The following is a 19,157-nucleotide window of genomic DNA, read 5'->3' as shown; positions in this document are numbered from 1 at the left end:
ACACTCCACCCCCCTCCCCGCTGCTTTCGGCCTGCCCTTCCCTCCCCCCCCCCCCCCCCCCCCCCCCCCCCCCCCCCCCCCCCCCCCCCCCCCCCCCCCCCCCCCCCCCCCCCGCCCGTCACCACTGGCGCTTCACGGCGGCCTTCGTACCGGTCACCAGGCTCGCCGGCGGGACGTCGTCGGCCACGACCGCGCCGGCCGCGATCACGGCGTCCCGGCCGATGCTGACGCCGGGCAGGATCGTGGCGCCGGCGCCGATCCACACGTTCTCCGCGACGTCGATGGGTGCGCCGGTGAGGTACAGCCGCCGCTCCTCGGGATCGACCGGGTGCCCGCTGGTGATGAACGTGACCTTCGGGCCGACCATCACGCGCTCGCCGAGCCGGATGCCGGCGTAGTCCAGGAACGTGCAGTTCTGGTTGATGAACACCCGCTCGGCGAGTTCGAGACGCAGACCGTGGTCCGTGTAGAAGGGCGGGTAGATGGTGACCCTCGGCGGCAGCGGCCTGCCGAGGATCTCCTCCAGCAGCCCGGCCCTGCCCTCCTCGTCCTCGAAGGGCAGGGCGTTCAGGCGGGAGGTGAGTGCGGTGACGCGCAGGACCCTCTCGGACATGGCCTGGAACTCGGGGCTGTGGATGCGCATGAGCCGGTTGCTGGACATGCCGCGATTCTTCCGCCCGTCCGGGTGACCGGACAAGATCCGGCCGGTGCGGCCGGTGCCGCCGGTGCACCCGGTCCGGTCAGAAGAGGTGGCGGACGAAGACGTCGGACTTGCCGTTGGTGTCGCCCGGCACGAGGTCGTCGGCCGCGGACTGGAAGACCACGTCCCGTCCGCCCGCGCTGACCGCGTCGATCCCGGCCGAGGCGGGCCGGTCCGAGACGACCTGGTCGGTGCCGGTCTCCAGGTCGCGCAGGACCAGCGACGGCCCGCCCGTGCCCGTCGGGGCGTACAGCAGGTGCCGGCCCGTGGGGTCGACGGCCACGCCGCGCACGTCCGCCACCAGCCGGGTGGTGCCCGAACGCAGGTCGTGGACGTAGGTGTCGGAGCCCGAGAGGTAGACGACCGTGCTGCCGTCGTCGCTGAGCTGGAGGAGCGTCGCCGCCGTGGACGGGCCCTCGACCGGGCCGGAGCTGGTGCCGGTGGTCCGGTCCCACACGAAGACGTCCTGCGTCTGGCCGTTCTGGTAGGCGACGTAGCGGCCGTCACCGCTGATGGACGGCCGGGCGGGGTAGGTGTGTTCGAAGGAGGCGACGGTCACCACGGCGCCGGTGTTCCAGTCGTGGACCTCGACGCGCTGGCGGTTGGCGGGCGCCGGCTTCCTGATGAGGAGGGCGAGGGCCGTGTAGCGGCCGTCCGCGTTCAACGACGGCTGGTCGCAGCTGTAGGCCGAGCAGTTGGGGGAGGCCGTCCCTCCCGTGCGCACCTGGTACTGGCGGATGCGTACGTCGTTGAACCACTGGATCGCATAGCCGACGTACGCCCCGTCGCCGCTGATCGCCGGGGGCTGGATCGGGTGGTACGCCCCCATCCGCTGGGTCAGCGGCGTCTGCAGGTCGCGGACGAACACGGCGTCGGTGCCCGCCGCGCCGTCGGACGTGAGGTTCCGTGCCGCCGACGAGAAGACGACGTGGCGGCCGTCGGGCGTGATCGAGGCGCCGGCGGAGTCGCCGTCGCCCTGGGCGCCGTCGGGCGCGACGCTGATCCGCTCGACGCCGACCGCCGCTGCTCCCGCAGCCCGCGCGGGTTCGGCCCGGGCGGCGGCCCCGGGCAGTGCCGCCGTGACCGCGCAGACCGCGGCCGCCGCGCCGACGGCGGCCCGTACGCGTCTGGTGGTGACCCTGCTCGTGCTTCCCCTCATTTTCCCCCCAGCCAGGACAAGTCCCCGCCTCCGGCTCCCCGCCGGAGGACCAGAGCATGCAACCGCGATGGTGCGGTGGGGTCAATGAGGCACATGCCCGAGAGGTGCGGTTTCGGCCATGACGGAGCGCGAACGCCCCGCGGAGCCGGCGGACCGGCCCCGGGGGGCGTTCGAGAACGGACGGACGGACGGACGGACGGACCGGCCGGCTACCGGCTGAGCGAGCCGAGCGCCGCCACGTCGTACGGCTTCAGCTCGTCGAACCGGTCGCCGAGGACCTTCGCCGCCCACTGCGGGTCCTGGAGGAGCGCCCGGCCGACGGCGACCATGTCGAACTCCTCGCGTTCCATGCGGTCCAGGAGGTTGTCGATGTCGCCGAGCGCCGCGCCCTCGCCGGCGAAGGAGCGGATGAAGTCCCCGTCGAGGCCCACCGAGCCGACGGTGATGGCCGGCCGGCCGGTGAGCTTCTTGGTCCAGCCCGCGAGGTTCAGGTCGGAGCCTTCGAACTCCGGGAGCCAGTACCGCCGGGTGGAGGCGTGGAACGCGTCGACACCGGCCGCCGCCAGCGGGGCCAGGATCGCCTCCAGCTCCTCCGGGGTCTGCGCGAGCCGGCCGTCGTAGGCCTCCTGCTTCCACTGCGAGTAGCGGAAGATCACCGGGAACCCGGCCGAGACGCGCTCGCGGACCGCCGCGACGACCTCCGCGGCGAACTTCGTACGGGCCACCGCGTCGCCGCCGTAGGCGTCGGTGCGGCGGTTGGTGCGCTCCCACAGGAACTGGTCGAGCAGGTAGCCGTGGGCGCCGTGCAGTTCGACGCCGTCGAAGCCGATCCGCTCGGCCTCCGCCGCGGCGTCGGCGAAGGCGCCTATGACGTCGTCGAGGTCGGCGCGGGTCATCGCCTTGCCGGTCCCCTCGGTCCCGTCGACGCGGATGCCGGAGGGGCCGACGGCCGGTGCGTCGGGGTACGGCGCCTCGCCCTGCTTGCGCACCATGCCGATGTGCCACAGCTGCGGCACGATCGTGCCGCCCGCCTCGTGCACGGCCGCGGCGACCTTCGCCCAGCCCGCCAGCTGCTCCTCGCCGTGGAACCGCGGCACCCGGTCGCTCTGCCCGGCCGACTCGTGGCCGACGTACGTGCCCTCGGTGACGATCAGGCCCACGCCCGCGGCGGCGCGGCTGGCGTAGTACGCCCGCACGTCCTCGCCGGGCACGCCGCCGGGGGAGAACATCCGCGTCATCGGAGCCATCGCGATGCGGTTGGGGACGGTGAGGCCATTGAGGGTGACGGGCCGGGAGAGGATCTCGGCCGCGCGGGAGGCGGTCGACGTGGTGACGGTCATGCGGGTCCTCCGGGTTGTGGCTGTGGCTCGTCGGACGACAACGAGAAGTGCATAGTACACATGCTATGTATCATGCATATTGCAGCATGGTCGGCCCCCAGGCCCGCACGGGTCGGCGATAATGGACGGCCGGAAGGGGCGGAGCGGGAGGCGCAGTGCTGGAGAAACTGGAGCGGGAGCTGATGCTGCTCTCGCGGCACCAGGTGCTGGGCAGGCACGAGCGCGACCACGAACGCCTGGAGCGGTCGGCGTACCTGCTCCTCAGCCGCATCGACACCCAGGGCCCCATGTCCATAGGCCAGCTGGCGGAGGCCTTCGGGCTCGACACCTCGACCGTGAACCGGCAGACGGCCGCCCTGCTGCGCTGCGGGCTCGCCGAACGCGTCGCCGATCCGGACGGCGGCATGGCCCGCAAGCTGCGCATCACCGCCGAGGGCGGCCGCAGGCTCAGCGGGCACCGCGAGGTCAACCGCTCCTGCCTGGCCCGGATCGTCGCCGACTGGTCCCCCGAGGAGGTGCGGGAGCTGGAGGACGTCCTGATCCGGCTCAACCGCAGCGCGGAGGCCCTCGAAGGGCGCTACTGGCCGCGGACGGAGGAGGACGCCGCCGACGCCCCCTGCCACCCTCCGGCCCCGGGGGAAGCACCGCCGACGGCGTAGCACCAGGTGGCGATCGCGCTGAAATGGTCGAGGACGCCCGCCGGGTCCGGCTCCGGCAGCACCGCGTGCACGGCCGGCGAGGTGGCCGGCAGCAGCGCCACCGCGAGGGCGGCGCCCCGCCACCGGAACGCGACCACCGCGGTCGCGGCGTCAGCCCTTGAGCCGGCGGTTGACCTCCTCGCTGATGCGGCGGTTCAGCTCGGCCAGCTGCTCGGGTGTGTAGGCGGTGAGGTCGCCGAGGTCCGGTGGCTCGGTCCGGGGCTTGCCCTTCGCCTGTTCCTCGCGCCGTTTGAGCTCCTGCTCCTCCGGCGAGCCGGGCGCCGCGAACGCACACTTGATCAGTGTCCCGTCGGCGGCCTTCAGGCAGGTCGCCTCGCGGCCCGCGACCTGGCCCCTGCCCTCCACGCGGTAGCGGATGTCCTGTTCGCTGCCGATCGTGGCGGTCCAGGTGGTCCCGCCCGTGGGGACCACCTCGAACACCTGGTCGTCGTTGTAGCAGCAGACGTCCCGGTACTCGGCCTTGATCAGCGCGATGATCGCCTTCGGCGAGGACCAGGTCGGATCGAGCCGGTGCACGGTCAGCGGCGCCAGCCCGCCGCCCCGGTGGCGGGCCGGCACCGTCGCGACGGCGACGACCGAGCTGGCCTCGCCCTGCGGAGTCAGGGGAGTGACGTAGACGCTGCGCCCGCTCGCATCCCCGTGGCGCAGGGTGAACTCCGAGTCGTTCCCCTCGTTCGCGCCGTCCTCCGAGGCGTCCCAGCCGCTGCGTTCGAACCACCAGTCCGTGAAGCCGCCGACGGCGGCCACCGCCTCCCGCTGACGGGCGGCGAGGCTGAGCGGATAGGAGGGGCCCGGGACGCTGTCCGTCTCCGAGGTGACGGTGACCTCGCCCGTCCGGCCGTCGTAGAGCGCGACCCCCGCCGGACGTTCCGTCACGACCAGGAACCCGGTCTGCCGCTTCAGGGGCACGACCACGACGGGCGTATCGCCCGAGCAGGTCACGTACGCGTCGCCGGCCTCGAAGCGGACCCAGCGCTTCTGCGCGGAGATTTTCCGGCCCAGGTTGTGGCCGAACCAGCCGCTGATGCGGGCGTCCGCCACGTCGACGTCGAACGAACAGCGCTGCTGCGAACGGCCGGTACCGCCGAGCGGCACCTCCTGCACGAGGCCGACCTCGTACCCGGACAGCCACCCGCTGCGCTCGACCAGGGTGGAGAAGCGGTCCGAGTCGGGCAGATACGTGATGTCGGAGATCTCACCGGTGACATCGCCCAAGTGCGGGGCGGCCTGCGCCTTCCCGACGAGGTAGGGGGCGCGGGGGGCCAGCACGGGCACCGGCTCGGTCACCACCCGCGTGGCCTCCATGTAGCCGCGGTCCTGCAGGTAGGCGCCGTAGACCAGCCACCAGACGGCGAGTGCGAGACCGACGAGGGCGCCCAGGCAGCCGAGCACCCCCGCCGCCTCGCCCGAACCGCCACCGGCCCTGCCGCGCCCCCTGCGCAGCAGCCACCGTCCGAGCCCCACCAGCGCGACGAGCCCCAGCGCCAGCAGCGGCAGGGCCAGCCAGGCGAAGAGCTTGCGCAGCTCCCACACCAGGACCGTGGAGTAGTAAGGGGCGTACCACGGCGCGCATGCCACCAGCACCGCGACACCCGCAGGCACACCCGTACGAAGAGCCCGACCCATCAGCGCCTCCCCATCGCCCGGTTCAGCACCAGTGTGGAGCGCCGGGCGGACCCTGTCATGGCCGAATGCGCATTGCTCCGCGGCGCGGACGGGCTCCCGGTCCGCGAACTCGCCGCGGACCGCCGCCGTATCGCCAACTCCAGTGAAACGGTGGGAACTTGAGTCACCCGTCAGTAACATCCCTCCGGCCGGCAGCACGCCGTCCGAGAAGCCGCCCCCGAAAGGGTCTCCTGCATGCGCCGGACCTTCCGCTTCGTCCCCGCCGTCCTCGCCGTGGCAGCCCTCCTGCTCGGCGCCGTCCCCGCGCAGGCCCAGGCCCGCCCGGACCGCGCCACCGACCGCATCACGGTCGGTGACCGCACCTTCATCGCCGACGGCCAGGGCCGCGCACTGCAGTGGCGCGGCTTCAACCTCGCCGACAAGAGCAGCCGGGGCGCCGACGCGTTCGCCGGCATCCACGAGAGCGACCTCAGGGACATGTCCGCCCGCGGCTTCAACCTCGCGCGCCTGGCGTTCTTCTGGGACGACCTCGAACCCACCCCCGGGCACTACGACCGCGGCTACCTCGCCAAGATGCGCCGCATCCTCGACTGGGCCCACCGGTACCGGGTCAAGGTCGTGCTCGACGCCCACCAGGACGTGTACGGCCCGCACTTCGGCGCCCGCGGCATCCCCGACTGGGCCACCCGCGACGACGGGCTGCCGTTCACACCGATACCCGAGGACTGGTTCTCCCAGTACTTCGAGCCGTCCGTGCAGGCCGCCTTCGACCACCTGTACAAGGACGCCGACCTCCGCGCCGCGCACGCGCGCATGTGGCTGACGGTCGCCTCCGCCCTGGGCCGGCACCCGGCGCTGCTCGGCTACGACCTGATGAACGAGCCGTTCGCGAAGTTCCTCGAAGGCGAAGACCTCCCGGCCGCCGCGGCCCGCTTCGAGGCAGGCGAGCTCACCGAGATGTGGAACCGCCTCGCCCGGGCGATCCGCCTGGTCGACCGCACCTCGTGGGTCTTCGTCGAACCCACCGTCATCGTCGGTCTCGGCGTCCCCACCCGTCTGGGGGCCATCGACGACCCGCACGCCGGGTACGCGCCGCACTTCTACGAGACCGCGATGGAGACCGGCGCCGACTACGACCCCAACGGCACCTTCGTCCCGGCCTACGAGGCCGCCATCAGCGACTACCCGACCCGCAACCGCATGCCGGTGATCGTGGGGGAGTGGGGCGGGAACCCCTACGTACCGCACGCGAGCCGGTTCGTCACCGACATGACGGCCGCCATGGACCGCTTCTCCAGCGGCTGGACCTGGTGGCAGTGGTGCCGGGGCGGCGGCTACTGCTTCCTCGACCAGACCGGCGCCGTGAAGCCCAACGCCCGGCTGCTGGTCCAGCCCTACGCGCGGGCCGTCGCGGGCGACCCGCTCGGCTTCGTGTACGACCCCGCCGCGCGCACCTACACCCTGACCTTCCGCACCCGCGGCGACGCCGGGGGACCCACCGAGATCACCGTTCCCGAGGAGGCCTACCCGAACGGCTACCGCGTCACGGTCCGGGGCGGCGGCGCCAGGTGGGAGGGCCACGGCCAGACCGTGAGCGTGACCACGCGCGGCAGGGCCGGAGCCACGTACGAGGTGACGATCAGCCCGAGGTAGGAGCGCGGAGCCCGCCGCCGAGCCGGGGCGACCCCGCACGGGCCTGCCGCCGGCCCTGGCCGCCCCCGGCCCGGGGTCCGGCCAGGGTCCGGCACCGGCTCGACGGGCGCCCGGTCCCGGGATCGTGAGCGGCGGACGCATGCCGGCGTCCACTGCGCGAAGGAGCCGCCACGTGACGGGCACGGGATCGATCACCACGGCCATGGTGGGCCGCGCGGACGAACGGGCGGAGCTCGCGGCGTTCGTGGCGTCCGCCACCGGCCGGGCCCTCGTCCTCAGGGGAGAGGCGGGGGTCGGCAAGAGTTCGCTGCTGGACCACGGCGCCGCACTGGCCGAACGGGAGGGCCACACCGTCATCCGGGCCGCCGGCGTTGAGGCGGAGTCCGCGCTGCCGTACGCCGGACTGCACCAGTTCCTCCACCCGCTGCTCGACGGCGCGGCGCGGCCGGACGCCGGGAGCCGCGCGGTGCTCGACGCCGTGTTCGGCGCAGGGAGCGCAGGGAGCGCGGAACGCGGGGCGCAGGACGGTCCGCCGTCGGTCATGACCCTCGGCATCGCCGTGCTCCGGCTGCTCTCGCTCGCCTCCGCCCGGCGGCCGCTGCTGCTGGTCCTCGACGACGGGCAGTGGCTCGACGACTCCAGCGCCGACGTCTGCGGGTTCGTCGGCCGGCGCCTGGCCGGCGGCGCCGGCGGCCCCGTGAAGCTGCTGGCGGCGGTCCGCAGCGACGCCGTGTCCCGCTTCGACACCGCCGCACTGCCCGAACTGCCGGTCGCCGCCCTCGACGACGAGCACGCGGCGCACCTGCTGGACCACCGGTACCCGCAGCTGGGCCGCGGGCTCCGCCGGATCGTCCTCGACCAGGCCCGCGGCAACCCGCTGGCCCTCCTGGAACTCCCCGCCCACCTCGCCTCCCGCGCGTCGGACGGCCTCCCGCCCGAGGACCTCGCCGACGGGCACGGCGTGCCGCTGCCCCGGCGGCTGCAAGGGCTGTTCGGCACCCGCATCGCCGCCCTCGACGAGCGGGTTCGGGAGGAACTGCTGAAGGGCGCGCTCGACGGCGCCGGGACCCCGGGCCGTGCCGACGCAGTGCCCGGCACGCGCTACCGCATGCGCGACGCGGACGCGGCGGTGGCCGCCGGACTGCTGGCCACCGGGGCGGCCGCGGACGAGTTCGTCTTCCGCCACCCCCTCGTACGGTCCGCCGTCGTCCAGATGGCCACCCCGGACCAGCGCCGCGCCGCACATCTGGCACTGGCGCGGCTGCACCGGGGGAACCTGGAGCGCCGGGCGACGCACCTGGCGGCCGCGACGGCCGGACCCGACGAGGACGTCGCCGGGATCCTCGAAGCGGCGGCCGGGTCCGCGACCCGGCGCGGCGGCGCGCTGGCGGCCGTGACCTGGCTGACCCGGGCCGCCGAACTCAGCGAGAACCCCGCCGACCGGTCCCGGCGGCTGGCCGACGCGGCCTTCGTCGCCGGCCACGCAGCCCGCCCCGGCCAGGCACACCGGCTGGTACGGGCGGACCCCGCCCCCGGGGCGGCGCAGTCGCCCGCCTCGGTCCTGGCGGCCGCCTACCAGTCGCTCTACCAGGACGGGGACGTCCGCTCCACCCACCGGCAGGTCTCGGCCGCGATCGAGAAGCTGCGGAACGAGCTGCGGGGCGCGCGGCGGGACGGGGCGCGGAACGAGCTGCCGGACGAAGGCGCGCCCGCCGCGCCGGCCTCCCGCGGCGGCCCCGGAACCGGACCCGAGGAGGTCCTCACCCGGCTGGTGGTCCTCCTCCTCGCGATCAGCCAGTACAGCGGCGCCCCCGCGGCCTGGGAGCGCACGCACGCACTCCTCGCCTCCATGCCCGGCCTCGTCGGCGAACGCACCCGTCTCTACAGCGCCACCTGGAGCGACGTGACCCGGTACGGAGCCCCCTGGGCCGAACCGGTCCGTCAGGCCGCCGCGCACCTGCCGGACATGGAGCCCTGGGACGTCACACGGCTCGGCGTGGCCGCGTACCACCTCGACATGCTGGACCTGTACCGCCCCCACCTGCAGTGCACCGTGGAGCGCGAGCTGGAGACCGGGGCCGTGGCCACCGGCATGGTGATGCTGCACCAGATCACGCTCGACCGGATGGCGGTCGGCGAATGGGCCGGGGCCGAGGAGACCGGGCAGCGCGGCCTGGACCTCGCGGTCGAACACGGCCACCACCTGTTCGCGGCCCAGAGCCGCGCCTACCTGGCCCAACTGGCCGCGCTGCGCGGCCGGACCGGCCGGGCGCGGGAGCTGCGGTCCGAGGTGGACGCCTGGGCCCGCCCGCGCGGACTGGGGTTCCTGACCCAGCTCGCCGACTCCGCCGGCGCGACCGCCGCGCTGGGCTCCGGCGACCACGAGGCCGCGTACCACCACGCCGTCGGCATCACGCCGCCGGGCACCTTCCGGCCGTACGCGTACCAGGCCCCCCGCACCCTCCTCGACCTCGTCGAGGCCGCCCTGCACACCGGACGCGCCGGGCAGGCCCGGGCGCACGCCCTGGCCGCCCGTGACGCGGGCCTGCCCGCGGTGTCGCCCCGGCAGGCCCTGATCACCTACGGCGCCCTGGCGATGACCGCCGAAGACGGGCGCGAGGCCGCCGAGATGTTCGGGCGGGCCGAATCCCAGCCGGACGCCGACCGCTTCCCCTTCGAACTGGCCCGGATCCGGCTCGCCCACGGCATCCGCGTCAGCCACGTCCAGGACCGGGCGGCGGCACGGCGCTACCTGGCCCCGGCGGCCGAGGCCTTCGAACGGCTGGGGGCGGCCGGCTGGACCGGGAGGGCCCGGGCCGCGCTGTGCGCGACCGGAATCCCGGCCCGCGCCCCGACACCCGACCTGACCTCGCTGACCTGGCAGGAACGCCGCATCGCCGACCTGGCCGCGAGCGGCCTGACGAACAAGGAGATCGGCAGCAGGATGCACCTGTCACCGCGCACCGTCGGCTCCCACCTGTACCGCACCTTCCCCAAGCTGGGCATCACGACCCGGGCGGCGCTGCGCGACGCACTCAGCAGGACGGAGCAGGAAGCCCGCGCCTGAGTCACCCGTCGGAGGTCATATGACTGATGCCGCGGGCCCGCCGGCAGGTGAAGAGTGGGAGGACCGACGAGCCCCGGGGAAGGGACCACACATGATCGACAGGCGTACGTTCACCAAGGCGGCCGGTCTCGGGGCGGCCGCCACGGCGCTGGTACTCGGCGCGCCGCCGAACGCGCCCGCCGCGTCGGCCGCGGGACCCCGCCGGCCCGGCCGCCGCCGGGCCCCCGTCATCCCCGACACCGCCCCCGGCACGCACACGGCCTTCACCCGCATGCGGCGGGTCCGGGCCGGAGTGCTCGACGTCGGCTACGCCGAGGCCGGGCCGGAGCACGGGCCGGTGGCCATCTGCCTGCACGGCTGGCCGTACGACATCCACAGCTTCGTCGACGTGGCGCCGCTGCTGGCGGACGCCGGATACCGGGTGATCGTGCCGTACCTGCGGGGCCACGGCACCACCTCCTTCCTGTCGCCCGCCACCGTCCGCAACGCGCAGCAGTCCGCGGTCGCCGCCGACGTCATCGCGCTGATGGACGCCCTGGACATCCACGAGGCGGTACTGGCCGGCTTCGACTGGGGCTCGCGGACCGCCGGCGTCATCGCGGCGCTGTGGCCGGAGCGGGTACGTGCCCTGGTGCCGGTGGGCGGCTATCTCGTCACCGACGTCGCCGCGCAGCAGCACCCGCTGCCGCCCAAGGCCGAGCACACCTGGTGGTACCAGTACTACTTCGCCACCGAACGCGGCCGCGCCGCCATGGAGGACCGGCGCAACCGGCACGACCTGTGCCGGCTGGTGTGGGAGGAGGCCTCCCCGACCTGGAAGTTCGACGACGCCACCTTCGAACGGACGGCCGCGGCCTTCGACAACCCCGACTACGCCGCCATCGTCGTCCACAACTACCGCTGGCGGCTGGGCCTGGCGGACGGCGAGCGCCGCTACGACCGCTACGAGAGGCGGCTCGCGGCCCGCCCAGCCATCACGGCGGCGACCATCACCCTGGACCCCGCGCTCGACCCGTTCCTGCCCACCACGGACGGCACGGCGTACCGGAAGTACTTCACCGGCCCCTACGAGCACCGCGTGCTCCCCGGCACCGGCCACGACGCGCCGCAGGAAGCACCGACGGCCTTCGCCCAGGCAGTCGTGGACGCCGACCACCTCTGACGCGCCGGCCGCCTACGACGCGCCGGCTCCGGGGCACCGCTCACCGGCCGGCGAAGGCGGCTTCGATCTCGCGGCGGGAGGAGACGCCCAGCTTGGCGAAGACCTTGCGCAGGTGCCACTCCACCGTGCGGGGGCTGAGGAACAGCTGCGCGCCAATCTCCGCGTTCGGATGTCCGGTGGCCGCGAGCCGGGCTATCCGGGCCTCCTGCGGGGTCAGTACCGGCGCGCCGACGGTCCGCTTGCGGACGGTCTCACCGGTGGCCAGCAACTCCCGCCGGGCCCGCTCCGCGTACGCCTCCATCCCGATCTCCAACGCCGTCTCGTGCGCCGCGCGCAGCTCCGTACGGGCCTGGGCCCGCCGGTTCTGGCGGCGCAGCCATTCGCCGAACAGCAGCCGGCTCCGCGCCTCGAACACGCGGAGCCCGCCCCGGCCGAAGTGGCCGACGGCCTCCCGGTAGCGCTCCTCGGCCGCTTCGGGGCCCCCGGTCAGGGCGTCGGCGACCGCCTGCGCGCCGAGGGCCCAGGGCGTACCGGCCCGGCCCCAGTCGGCCAGCCGCTCGCGGGCCTCGGCCGCGACGGCCGGACGCCCGGCCCGGGTCGCGGCCTCGACGAGCTCGCAGCACGTCCAGTGGTGCACGACGAGGTCCCGGTACTCCCCGCCCCGCAGCGCCGCTTCCATGGCGAGGGGATAGTTGCCCAGGCCGTTGTGGAGCACGGCCCGCGCACACGCCGCCATGGCCGTCAGCCGGCCCAGGCCGCGCCGCTCGCCCTCCCGTTCCATCGCCCCGATCAGTTCCAGGGCCGGCTTCTCACGCCCCTGGTACGCGCTGAGCAGGGCCGTCGAGACCATGCTCGTCGCCACGCCCGCCGCCTCCTCGATGGGCGCGGCCTCGGCCAGCAGGTCCGACGCCTCGGCGAACCGGCCCGTGTAGACCAGGGAGGCCGCCCGGTAGGGCAGTGCCGTCGAGAGGACCGACAGCGTGCCCGTCGCCCGGGCGCAGCGGACGGCCCTGCCGGTGACGTCCAGCCAGGTCCGCAGGTCGCCCAGCTCCACGGCGGCGTTCGCGGCCGGCCACAGGACGGTCAGGTCCTCGGCGTCGGCGAGGGAGTCCAGCGCCCGGGCCAGCAGCGGGAAGGCGGCGGCCGGGCCGTCCGTGGTCCAGGTGACCAGGGCCCGGAGGAAGACCCCCGCCGTCTCCTCGCCGGGCGGCAGTCCGCGGGCGGCCTCGGCGGCCCGCCGCAGTCCGCCCTCGTCGTACCGGCCCGCCCAGATGCCCGCGCCGAACGCCGCGAGACAGGTCTCCCGCGCGGCGGCCGGGTCGAGGTCCCGCAGCCGGTCCGCCGCGTCGAGCAGCGGCTGCACCGCACCGAACCCCGGCCCGGTCATGGACGACGCCCGGGCCCGCAGCCGGCTGACGCCGGCCGACTGGAGCGGCTCCAGCGGCCCCAGCTCGGCGGCGGCCAGCAGGTCGGGGACCCGGGCCGGCAGTCCCGCCGCGAGGTGCGCGCCCGCAGCCGCCAGGGCGCGCCGCGCCCGGTCCCGCGGGCCGGGGGTGAGCGCGGCGGCCCGCTCCAGGAAGGCGGCTGCGGCCGCCCGTCCGCCCCGCGCCAGGGCACGGTCGGCGGAACGCTCCAGCGCGGCGGCGACCTCCTCGTCCGGCCCGACCGCGGCGTGGGCCCGGTGCCAGGCCCGCCGGTCGGGGTCGCGCCCGCCGTCGGTGGCCTCGGCCAGCGCGCGGTGCGCCGCACGCAGCGCGGCGGCGTCCGCGCCGCGCCAGACGGCCGAACGCACCAGCGGGTGGCGGAAGCGCACCGGGGCGCCCAGGGTGATCAGGTCCGCGGCCTCGGCCGGCGCCGCGGCCTCGATCCCGATGCCGAGCAGCCGCAGCGCGTGCCACAGCAGCGGCGCGTCACCGACCGGTTCGACCGCGGCGACGAGCAACAGGGCCCGGGTGTCGGCCGGCAGCGCGTCGACGCGCCGGCGGAAGCCGTCCTCGACCCGGGTCGCCAGCGGGCCGGCGCCCGGTCCGCCGAAGCCGAACGCCAGCTCCGCCGGCGACAGGCCCCGGGGAAGCTCCAGCAGGGCGAGCGGGTTCCCACCGGTCTCGGCGACGATCCGGTCCCGCACGCGGGCGTCGACCGGCCCGGGGAGCACACCGTCGAGCAGGGCCCGGGCGTCGGCGTCCGCCAGGCCCCGTACGGGCAGCTCCGGCAGCCCGGACAGGGCCTCGGCCCCCTCCCCGCCGGTGGTCCGCTCGATCCGCTCGATCCGCTCGGCGAACACCAGCGCAACCGATTCGGCGTCCAGCCGGCGCCCGACGAACGCCAGGATCCGCTGGGACATCAGGTCGACGCACTGCGCGTCGTCGATCAGGCACACCAGCGGGGACCCGGCCGCGGCCTCGGCGAAGAGCCCGAGGACCGCGATCCCGAGCAGCAGCAGCTCGGGCGGCCTGCCCGCGCTCAGGCCGAACGCGACGCGCAGCGCGTCCTGCTGCACCTCCGGCAGCCGGTCGAGGTGCGACAGCAGCGGGGCGCACAGCCGTTGCAGGGCCGAGTACGCGAACTCGGACTCGGCCTCGACGCCGGCCGCGTACACGGTCTGCAACGGCGCCGCCTGCTCGGCCAGGTGGTCGAGCAGCGCCGACTTGCCCACCCCGGCCTCACCGCGCAGCACCAGCACCCGACTGCACCCGCCGCGCACCTCGCGCAGCAGGCGGTCGAGCACCTCCAACTCCCGGTCACGCCCGAGGAGCCGGTGATTCGCGCGGTGGGGCATATGACCTCCGGTAGGGGTTCCTCCCGGAGGAGCTCCACCCATCCTACGAAGATCAAGCGCCGCTGACCTGCATGTATTCGGTCAACACGGTCGGCGGCGATCAGCTCAGCAGTACGTGAAGGAACTGATCTTGTCGTTGATCCACGAGGGGACGGAGGGCCATTTCTCCCAGGGACCGATCCTGAACTGCAGGCCGCCGTACCCGTTGTGCTCGTAGAAGCAGATGCTGCTGCCCGTGTTGTTCACGACGGACGAGGCGGTGTCCTGCATCCCGTTCCACAGGGCTCCCTCCCGCTTCAGCTTCCCCATGTCGCCGATGTTCTGGTCCGAGGCGATCGCGCCGTACTTGGAGCCGGTGGCGGCGCCGACGAAACCGTTCTCCGACCACAGGCACACGTGGCTGGCGGGACACGCTCCGGCGCCCTGCCCGATACCGAGGATCGTGGCGGCGCTCGCGGAATTCGCCGTGGCCAGGACCAGCCCGGCGGCGGCCGCGGCGTACAGTCCGAGCCTTGCCGTCACTCTTGCCAACTTCCTCACCATCCATCCGATCCGACAGGGCGTCAGCAGTACTTGAAGGAACTGATCTTGTCGTTGATCCACGACGGGACCGCGGGCCACTTCTCCCGCGGACCGATCCTGAACTGCAGGCCGCCGTACCCGTTGTGCTCGTAGAAGCAGATGCTGCTGCCCGTGTTGTTCACCACGGACGAGGCGGTGTCCTGCATCCCCTTGTCGCCGGCGGACGTGCGCGCCAGCTTGCCCATGTCGCCGATGTTCTGGTTCGACGCGACGGCGCCGAACTTGTGCTCCAGGACCGGCTTGCCCTGGATGAAATCGCCCTCCGACCACAGGCAGACGTAGCCCTCGGGGCACGACCCGGCCCCGTGGCCGATGTCGAAGACGGTGGTGGCGCTCGCGGCGCCCGCACCGGCCATGATCAGCCCGGTCACGGCGGCGGCGCACAGTCCGAGCCTCGTGGCCGCCCTGCTCTTCGAAGACATGCTCATTCTCCTCTCACGGTGTTCCGGCGGGCGGCTAGCAGTACTTGAACGAACTGATCCTGTCGTTGATCCACGAGGGCACGGAGGCCCACTGCTCCCCGGGGCCGATCCTGAATTCCAGGCCGCCGTACCCGTTGTGCTCGTAGAAGCAGATCCGGCTGCCGGTGTTGTTCACGACCGAGGAGGCCGAATCCTGCATCCCCTTCCAACGCCAGTAGTCCTTCTCGAACTTGAACTTCCCCATGTCTGAGATGTTCTCGTTCGCACCGACGGCGCCGAAGTCGTAGCCGCCCGCCGGATTCCCCCGGACGAAGTTGTTCTCGCTCCACAGGCACACCCAGTTGGCGGGGCACTTGCCGGATCCGGTCTGGATGTCGGTGAGTATGGAGGCGCTCGCGGTCGTGGTCGTGGCGACGACCGCCCCGGTGAGCGCGACGACGCCGACCGCGACCCTGGACACCCTTCTCCGCAGCTTCATCCCGATCTCCTCTGCTCGCTGCTGCCTGCGTCCCGCGTTCGCGGAACCCCTCCACAGTGCCGTCGCGACGAGGCGGCGGGCATCAGTCATCCGACTGCCCGTGATGACGCAACCGCCGACCGGGACATGCCGACGGCGGCCCCCGGAGCCGTGGCCCCCGCGGCAGGTCAGCAACAGCACGCGGCGCGGGCCGCCCCGAGCAACTGCGTGCTCGACATCGACTCGGGCGCCATGCAGTGCTACGGCACCTTCCGGGAGGCGATCGCCGCCTCCACCGACGGCCGGATCACCGACGCGCCGCTCTCGGGAAAGCACATCGACCAGAAGCTGGCCGACCGCCTCAAGGGCTCCTCGGCCACCGCAGGGGCGGCGGCCGTGCAGCTCGGCGTCGTCTACACGGACGCGAACTACGGCGGCTCGGCCCTCGTCCTCACGGGCGGGAGCGGCTGCCGGAGCGGCAACGGCCGGGACGCCCAGATCAACCTCGAAGGCACCTGGAACAACTCCGTCAGCTCACTGACCACGCTGTCCTGCTGGCTGGAGCTGTGGGACGCCCCCAACACCTCCGGCGTCCACCAGGAGTACCAGCAGTCCACCTCGTGCGTCGGGGACGCGATGAACGACCGGGCCGGCTCCGTCGCCCTGCTGTAGCCCCCGGCACGGCGGCGCCCGGCGCGCGGAGGTGCCGGGCGCACGCCGTCGGCGTCAGAGGTCCGCCGGCCCGTCGGTACCGGGGCGGCGGCCTCCGTACGACGCGGCCAGCGCGTCCGCGACGGCGGCCGCGTCCGCGTCGGCCACGTCCGCGGGGTACTCGGGCAGGAGGTCGTCCCAGACGGGCAGCCACGACCCGTAGAGCTGCGACTGCCCCTCGGGCCGGGCGAAGAACCAGACGTGGAGGTGCGCGGCCCCGTCCCCGATGCGGTACACGTGGGCCCGGGAGACGTGCGGCAGCGCCTGGACGTGGCGGACGACGTGCGTGGTGAGCACGCCCAGCTCGGCGGCCAGTTCGTCGGGCAGATCGGCCATGTCGTAGTGGTCGCGCGGGTACAGCATCAGCACCAGCGGTACGCCGACGCCCGGTATCCGGGCGAGCCGCCAGCGGTCGTCGAGCCAGATGCCCTCGTCGCGGGAGCGGCACTCGTGGCAGTCCGCCGGGTCCTCGCCGTGCCGCGGCGGCTCGGGCAGGACGGGCGGACGGAGCGCGGACACGCGCAGCCCCTCCGCCTCGAAGGGGCTGACCTCCCATCCGGTCATCCTGGCCAGCGGGAGCCGGAGCTCGTCATCCGCAGCCGCACGTGCATGGTCGTAGAACTCATCGGGTCGCAAAGCCATGATCACCACACTAGCCGTGGGCTCCGGGGCGGTTCCATGGAAATGGATCACCGGAAGCCGCGGTTGGCCGTCACATGCCCCGTGACCTTCAACGGACCGCCCGCATCCATGCCCTGCTGGCCGGCCGCTTCAGCCCCCGCCGGTTCGACCCGTCCGCCGCCGTCGACGACCACGCCCTCCACCTGCTCCTCGAAGCCGCGAGATGGACGCCCTCCGCCGGGAACTCGCAGCCGTGGGGCTTCCTCCCCGCCAGGCCCGGCGAGCCGGACCACGCACGGATACTGCCCCACCTCGCACCCAGTTCCGCCCGCTGGGCGAAGGACGCGGGGCTGCTCGTGGTCGCGCTGACCCGCCGGTACGTCGACGACACCGACCTCGTCTACTCCGAGTTCGCCGACTACGACCTCGGTCAGGCGGTGGCCCACCTGAGCATCCAGGCCCAGGCGATGGGACTGGCCACCCACCAGTTCCGGGCCTTCGACATGGAAGCCCTGACCAAGGAGCTGCGCCCTCGACCCGGGTGGGCGATCGTGTCGATGGTGGCGGTCGGCAGGGCGGCCGACGAACCCCCCGCGGTCCGCGAACGCCGCAGCACGGCCGACCTGCGCGCCGCGCCCTGGGCGGGCCCGACGGCGTAGTCGGCTACGCGCCGCCGGGGGCCCGCGGATGGTCCATGCGCGAGAGCCAGCTGGTGAGCAGTGTTTCGAGGGACGCGGCCTCGGCGGGCGTCAGCAGATCCAGCAGGTGGCGTTCGTTGCGCATGTGGTCGGCGAACGCCTGGTCGATCAGTTCGCGTCCGGGCCCGGTCAGGGCGACGATCCGGCCGCGCTGGTCGTCGTCGGCGCGGCGGCGGGTGACGAGTCCGGCCCGCTCCAGGCGGTCGATCCTCTTCGTCATCGCGCCGGTGGTGACCATGGTGTGCGCGGCGAGCTCGCCCGGTGCCCGCTCGTACGGCTCCCCGGCGCGGCGCAGGGCGCACAGGACGTCGAACTCGCCCTCGCCGAGGCCGTAGCGGCCGTAGACGAGGGAGAGTTCCTCCGTGAGCCGGCCGGCCAGGCGGTGCAGCCGGCCGATCACGGCCTGCGGGCCGACGTCGAGGTCGGGCCGCTCGCGGCGCCAGTCGGCCTGGATGCGGGCCACGCGGTCCAGGGGTTCACCGTGTTCCATGCCCGCCAGTATAGCTTCCCGGGAAGATATATTGGTTTCCATGGAAGCCAATATGCGCTGGGTGGCACTGACGGCGATCGCGCCGGTGGCCTGGGGGACCAACTACTTCGTCACGCACGAGTTCCTGCCCGCCGACCGCCCGCTCTCGGGGGCCGCCCTGCGGGCCCTGCCGGCCGGCCTCGTCCTGCTGGCCCTGTGCAGGCAGCGGCCGCGCGGCGCGTGGTGGTGGCGGTCGGCGGTGCTCGGGCTGCTCAACATGAGCGTGTTCTTCGTCCTCGTCTACGCCGCCTCCCAGCTGCTGCCGACGAGCGTCGCCGCGACCGTCATGGCCGTGTCCCCGCTGACGATGATGCTCATCGCCTGGCCCCTGGTGTCCGAGCGGCCCCGGACCGCCCACCTGGCCGGCGCCGTGACCGGACTCGGCGGGGTCTGCCTCATGCTGCTGACCGGCGTGGAAGACGTGAGCGTACCGGGGGTCCTCGCCTCGGCCGCCGCCGTGCTCGTGTCCTCCCTCGGCCACGTCCTGGCCAAACGGTGGGGTGCCGGCGCCGATGTGCTCGCCTCGACCGCCTGGCAGCTCACCGCCGGGGGACTGTTCCTCCTCCCGGCCGCGGCCGCGGTGGAAGGCCCTCCGCCCGCGCTCTCCGCGCCGACGCTCCTCGCGTTCGGCTACGTCGCCCTCATCGCCACGGCTCTGGCCTTCGCGGCCTGGTTCGCCGGGCTGAAGCACCTGCCCGCGGGCACGGTCGCGCTGATCGGACTGCTCAACCCCGTGACCGGCGTACTGCTCGGCACGGCGGTCGCCGGAGAGGTGCTGACCGGCCGGCAACTGTGCGGACTGGGATTGGTCCTGACCGGCGTCGTCCTCGGCCGGCCCGGGCGCGCGGCCGGGCGCGCGGCCGGGCGGCCTCTCGCCCGGCCGAAAACCACGGCGGGCGGTAGCGTGTCCATTGGCTCGGGCGGCGAATGAG

17 protein-coding genes are annotated in these 19,157 nt (G+C 74.0%); 7 read left to right on the top strand and 10 right to left on the bottom strand.

Annotated features, from left to right (window positions below; genetic code table 11):
- Positions 1–118 precede the first annotated feature (118 nt).
- The 3 genes from AC07A6_RS32245 to AC07A6_RS32235 all read right to left on the bottom strand — a co-directional run bounded on the left by AC07A6_RS32245 (position 119) and on the right by AC07A6_RS32235 (position 3,199).
- Positions 119–661, bottom strand: a complete 543-nt coding sequence (locus AC07A6_RS32245) for a DapH/DapD/GlmU-related protein (RefSeq protein WP_362471206.1) — start codon at positions 659–661, stop codon at positions 119–121.
- A 79-nt stretch (positions 662–740) separates the two neighbouring features.
- Entirely contained in the window at positions 741–1,859 is a 1,119-nt protein-coding gene (locus AC07A6_RS32240) for a hypothetical protein (protein WP_478779492.1), read from the bottom strand.
- Positions 1,860–2,068: 209 nt separating this feature from the next.
- Complete coding sequence (locus AC07A6_RS32235) at positions 2,069–3,199, bottom strand: NADH:flavin oxidoreductase (protein WP_478779491.1); 1,131 nt, start codon at positions 3,197–3,199, stop codon at positions 2,069–2,071.
- A 182-nt stretch (positions 3,200–3,381) separates the two neighbouring features.
- On the opposite strand from AC07A6_RS32235, the gene AC07A6_RS32230 reads away from it, so the two are divergent.
- On the top strand, positions 3,382–3,858 hold the full coding sequence (locus AC07A6_RS32230; protein WP_478779496.1) for a MarR family winged helix-turn-helix transcriptional regulator: 477 nt from the start codon (positions 3,382–3,384) through the stop codon (positions 3,856–3,858).
- A gap of 150 nt (positions 3,859–4,008) precedes the next feature.
- Here the strand turns inward: AC07A6_RS32230 and AC07A6_RS32225 are convergent, their stop codons facing one another.
- The gene (locus AC07A6_RS32225; protein ID WP_478779490.1) at positions 4,009–5,520 is read right to left on the bottom strand and encodes a hypothetical protein; all 1,512 of its coding nucleotides are present in this window, start codon (positions 5,518–5,520) and stop codon (positions 4,009–4,011) included.
- Positions 5,521–5,778: 258 nt separating this feature from the next.
- Between AC07A6_RS32225 and AC07A6_RS32220 the strand changes: the two genes are divergently transcribed.
- The 3 genes from AC07A6_RS32220 to AC07A6_RS32210 all read left to right on the top strand — a co-directional run bounded on the left by AC07A6_RS32220 (position 5,779) and on the right by AC07A6_RS32210 (position 11,426).
- Positions 5,779–7,197, top strand: coding sequence for a cellulase family glycosylhydrolase (locus AC07A6_RS32220; protein WP_478779489.1), 1,419 nt, complete (start codon positions 5,779–5,781; stop codon positions 7,195–7,197).
- Positions 7,198–7,399: 202 nt separating this feature from the next.
- Positions 7,400–10,264: a helix-turn-helix transcriptional regulator gene (locus tag AC07A6_RS32215; protein ID WP_478779495.1), complete on the top strand. Its 2,865-nt coding sequence runs from the start codon at positions 7,400–7,402 to the stop codon at positions 10,262–10,264.
- 91 nt (positions 10,265–10,355) lie between these two features.
- Positions 10,356–11,426, top strand: a complete 1,071-nt coding sequence (locus AC07A6_RS32210) for an alpha/beta fold hydrolase (protein ID WP_478779488.1) — start codon at positions 10,356–10,358, stop codon at positions 11,424–11,426.
- A 40-nt stretch (positions 11,427–11,466) separates the two neighbouring features.
- Here AC07A6_RS32210 and AC07A6_RS32205 read toward each other — a convergent pair whose 3' ends face one another.
- The 4 genes from AC07A6_RS32205 to AC07A6_RS32190 all read right to left on the bottom strand — a co-directional run bounded on the left by AC07A6_RS32205 (position 11,467) and on the right by AC07A6_RS32190 (position 15,687).
- A complete protein-coding gene (locus AC07A6_RS32205; RefSeq protein ID WP_478779487.1) occupies positions 11,467–14,205 on the bottom strand; it encodes an AAA family ATPase in 2,739 nt (912 codons plus the stop codon).
- Positions 14,206–14,310: 105 nt separating this feature from the next.
- Positions 14,311–14,727: a peptidase inhibitor family I36 protein gene (locus AC07A6_RS32200; protein ID WP_386274679.1), complete on the bottom strand. Its 417-nt coding sequence runs from the start codon at positions 14,725–14,727 to the stop codon at positions 14,311–14,313.
- Between the two features lie 41 nt (positions 14,728–14,768).
- Positions 14,769–15,209, bottom strand: coding sequence for a peptidase inhibitor family I36 protein (locus AC07A6_RS32195; RefSeq protein WP_478779486.1), 441 nt, complete (start codon positions 15,207–15,209; stop codon positions 14,769–14,771).
- Positions 15,210–15,243: 34 nt separating this feature from the next.
- Complete coding sequence (locus AC07A6_RS32190) at positions 15,244–15,687, bottom strand: peptidase inhibitor family I36 protein (protein WP_478779485.1); 444 nt, start codon at positions 15,685–15,687, stop codon at positions 15,244–15,246.
- Positions 15,688–15,813: 126 nt separating this feature from the next.
- On the opposite strand from AC07A6_RS32190, the gene AC07A6_RS32185 reads away from it, so the two are divergent.
- Entirely contained in the window at positions 15,814–16,338 is a 525-nt protein-coding gene (locus AC07A6_RS32185) for a hypothetical protein (protein ID WP_478779484.1), read from the top strand.
- Positions 16,339–16,392: 54 nt separating this feature from the next.
- Here the strand turns inward: AC07A6_RS32185 and AC07A6_RS32180 are convergent, their stop codons facing one another.
- A complete protein-coding gene (locus tag AC07A6_RS32180) occupies positions 16,393–17,019 on the bottom strand; it encodes a hypothetical protein (RefSeq protein ID WP_478779483.1) in 627 nt (208 codons plus the stop codon).
- A 74-nt stretch (positions 17,020–17,093) separates the two neighbouring features.
- On the opposite strand from AC07A6_RS32180, the gene AC07A6_RS32175 reads away from it, so the two are divergent.
- Entirely contained in the window at positions 17,094–17,657 is a 564-nt protein-coding gene (locus AC07A6_RS32175; protein WP_478779482.1) for a nitroreductase family protein, read from the top strand.
- Positions 17,658–17,661: 4 nt separating this feature from the next.
- On the opposite strand, the gene AC07A6_RS32170 is transcribed toward AC07A6_RS32175, so the two are convergent.
- Positions 17,662–18,186, bottom strand: coding sequence for a MarR family winged helix-turn-helix transcriptional regulator (locus AC07A6_RS32170; protein WP_478779481.1), 525 nt, complete (start codon positions 18,184–18,186; stop codon positions 17,662–17,664).
- Between the two features lie 52 nt (positions 18,187–18,238).
- Between AC07A6_RS32170 and AC07A6_RS32165 the strand changes: the two genes are divergently transcribed.
- Positions 18,239–19,156 carry an EamA family transporter gene (locus AC07A6_RS32165; RefSeq protein WP_478779494.1) on the top strand — a complete coding sequence of 306 codons (918 nt, stop codon included), beginning with the start codon at positions 18,239–18,241 and terminating at the stop codon, positions 19,154–19,156.
- Position 19,157 lies beyond the last annotated feature (1 nt).

It is taken from the genome of Streptomyces sp. NPDC044002, assembly GCF_056434525.1.
This window is presented reverse-complemented; position numbering and strand designations above follow the sequence as displayed.

What these genes read in the sequence shown, in the direction of transcription:
- AC07A6_RS32175 (WP_478779482.1), top strand. Translation starts at nt 17,094, where the DNA reads ATGCCCCGTGACCTTCAACGGACCGCCCGCATCCATGCCCTGCTGGCC.
- AC07A6_RS32235 (WP_478779491.1), bottom strand. Translation starts at nt 3,199, where the DNA reads ATGACCGTCACCACGTCGACCGCCTCCCGCGCGGCCGAGATCCTCTCC.
- AC07A6_RS32195 (WP_478779486.1), bottom strand. Translation starts at nt 15,209, where the DNA reads ATGTCTTCGAAGAGCAGGGCGGCCACGAGGCTCGGACTGTGCGCCGCC.
- AC07A6_RS32210 (WP_478779488.1), top strand. Translation starts at nt 10,356, where the DNA reads ATGATCGACAGGCGTACGTTCACCAAGGCGGCCGGTCTCGGGGCGGCC.
- AC07A6_RS32240 (WP_478779492.1), bottom strand. Translation starts at nt 1,859, where the DNA reads ATGAGGGGAAGCACGAGCAGGGTCACCACCAGACGCGTACGGGCCGCC.
- AC07A6_RS32230 (WP_478779496.1), top strand. Translation starts at nt 3,382, where the DNA reads ATGCTGCTCTCGCGGCACCAGGTGCTGGGCAGGCACGAGCGCGACCAC.
- AC07A6_RS32215 (WP_478779495.1), top strand. Translation starts at nt 7,400, where the DNA reads ATGGTGGGCCGCGCGGACGAACGGGCGGAGCTCGCGGCGTTCGTGGCG.
- AC07A6_RS32165 (WP_478779494.1), top strand. Translation starts at nt 18,239, where the DNA reads ATGCGCTGGGTGGCACTGACGGCGATCGCGCCGGTGGCCTGGGGGACC.
- AC07A6_RS32190 (WP_478779485.1), bottom strand. Translation starts at nt 15,687, where the DNA reads ATGAAGCTGCGGAGAAGGGTGTCCAGGGTCGCGGTCGGCGTCGTCGCG.
- AC07A6_RS32180 (WP_478779483.1), bottom strand. Translation starts at nt 17,019, where the DNA reads ATGGCTTTGCGACCCGATGAGTTCTACGACCATGCACGTGCGGCTGCG.
- AC07A6_RS32220 (WP_478779489.1), top strand. Translation starts at nt 5,779, where the DNA reads ATGCGCCGGACCTTCCGCTTCGTCCCCGCCGTCCTCGCCGTGGCAGCC.
- AC07A6_RS32185 (WP_478779484.1), top strand. Translation starts at nt 15,814, where the DNA reads ATGCCGACGGCGGCCCCCGGAGCCGTGGCCCCCGCGGCAGGTCAGCAA.
- AC07A6_RS32245 (WP_362471206.1), bottom strand. Translation starts at nt 661, where the DNA reads ATGTCCAGCAACCGGCTCATGCGCATCCACAGCCCCGAGTTCCAGGCC.
- AC07A6_RS32205 (WP_478779487.1), bottom strand. Translation starts at nt 14,205, where the DNA reads ATGCCCCACCGCGCGAATCACCGGCTCCTCGGGCGTGACCGGGAGTTG.
- AC07A6_RS32170 (WP_478779481.1), bottom strand. Translation starts at nt 18,186, where the DNA reads ATGGAACACGGTGAACCCCTGGACCGCGTGGCCCGCATCCAGGCCGAC.